Origin of the sequence: Streptomyces carpinensis (genome assembly GCF_002154505.1) — a bacterium.
GTDB lineage: Bacteria > Actinomycetota > Actinomycetes > Streptomycetales > Streptomycetaceae > Streptomyces > Streptomyces carpinensis.
Map to the genome: position 1 here is coordinate 1 of NZ_MUBM01000172.1, position 1,935 is coordinate 1,935.

General features: G+C 63.1%; 1 protein-coding gene. It reads left to right on the forward strand.

Features of this window, described 5'->3' with window-relative positions:
* The first annotated feature begins 493 nt into the window (after positions 1-493).
* Positions 494-1,846, forward strand: a complete 1,353-nt coding sequence (ltrA, locus tag BZY54_RS23150) for a group II intron reverse transcriptase/maturase (RefSeq protein WP_208640730.1) — start codon at positions 494-496, stop codon at positions 1,844-1,846.
* Positions 1,847-1,935: the final 89 nt, after the last annotated feature.

Genomic DNA, 1,935 nt, shown 5'->3' on the forward strand with positions numbered 1-1,935 from the left:
GGGTCAGCCGACCCAGGCCGGAATCCCTGGACTTTAGGCCAGGGAGCACGTCAGTACGCCCGACGCGGGCAGCAGCTAAAGGGTGAAAGTCCCGATGAGGAGAGGTGAGACTAACTCATTAGCCGAGCGGCAAGGGCGTCCCCGTGAGGAGGGGTCCGGAGGAAGCCGGAGGCAAAACCGGGTACCGAGGTACACGAACCGCATTGGAGGCTAGGCGCATTGGGCAAGTCGGCTGACTACGACGAATCCCGTTCTCACTACAAGTGCGCAGAGTATATGCGGCGGGCATCCGGGGAAAGTTGCTGTCTTTATTCGGGGAGATCTGCTCGGGTGTCACCTGTAACCGTGTGATGGCGGAGATCGTGACGACCGGTGGGAGTAATCCCTCTGGTTTGCCGAGCAGAAGTCAGCAGAGGTCATAGTACCGAGATGGGTAGGCAGCAGGCCGACAAGGGCTCGGGAAGGACCGAACGTTCAGTGGATTGAGGGAAGGGTGTCTGCTCGATCAGGTCACGATGACCGTTGTCCGACGCGTAGTGACCAGACGGCGCACCACCAGGACGTCAATCACCGCGAGCCCGCCTCCCTGTGGGGCGAGGTGTTTTCGAAAGAGAACCTGCTCGCGGCGCTCAAGCGCGTTGAAGCGAACCGGGGTGCTCCCGGCATTGACGGGATGACCACGGAGGAACTGCGGCCGTGGATTGCCCGGAACTGGCCCAAAATATGGGCTGAGCTCGACGCGGGGACATACAAGCCCGCTCCTGTCCGTCGAGTGACCATCCCTAAACCGAACGGCGGGGAGCGGATGCTGGGTGTTCCTCGGGTACTGGATCGCCTGATCCAGCAGGCTATTGCGCAGGTCCTCGGGCCCGTATTTGACCCCCACTTCTCCGGGGCGTCATTCGGATTCCGTCCGGGGCGCTCGGCACACCAGGCCGTGAAGGTCGGCCGCCGAGCCGTTCAGGACGGAAACCGATGGGCCGTGGATCTGGACCTGGACAAGTTCTTCGACCGAGTGAATCACGACGCGCTCATGGCGCGAGTGGCTCGCCGGGCCAAAGACAAGAAGGTCCTGAAGCTGATTCGCCGATACCTGGAGGCCGGGATCATGGCCGAAGGGGTGGTCGTGGCATCGGACGAGGGTACGCCTCAGGGCTCTCCGCTCTCTCCGTTGCTGTCCAACATCATGCTGGACGACCTCGACCGCGAACTCTTCAAGCGCGGGCACCGGTTCGTGCGGTACGCCGACGATGTCATGATCTTCGTCGGCTCCAAGCGAGCGGCCAGTCGGACCCTCGAATCCGTCACGTCGTTCATCGAGACGCGACTGAAGCTGAGGGTGAACCGCGAGAAGTCCAAAGTGACGCCGGCCTTCAAGGCAACCCTCCTGGGTTTCGGCTACTACCTCGCGAGGACGGAGGTGAAGATCCGGATAGCCCCCGAAGCCGTCAAGCGGATGAAGGAAACCGTCCGGCGCATCACCTCCCGGACGTGGGGCGTGTCGATGGCGCACAGGATGGACAAACTCAACCGGTTCTCGGTCGGCTGGGTGGCCTACTTCCGACTCGCCGACACCCAACGGGCCTTCGGCGAGATCGACACGTGGGTCCGTCGCAGGCTGCGACAGGTCCAATGGGTGCAGTGGAAGACGTCCGCGAAGCGGAACTCCATGCTCCAGAAGCTCGGATACGAGTTCGGAGACAGGGAACACGGCCTCGGCACGCGGAAACGCTACTGGCGGGCCTCACACCTGAAGCCCCTGGAGATCGCGATGTCCAACGCCTACTGGGAAGCCCAGGGATACAAGTCCTTCAAGGGCTCGTGGTCCCGCCAACGACCCGCTTGAGGTCAGCTGAACGAACCGCCGGATGCGGGCCCGCATGTCCGGTGGTGTGGGGGGCGGGCCGGGAAAACCGGCCCGCCTACCCGATACAG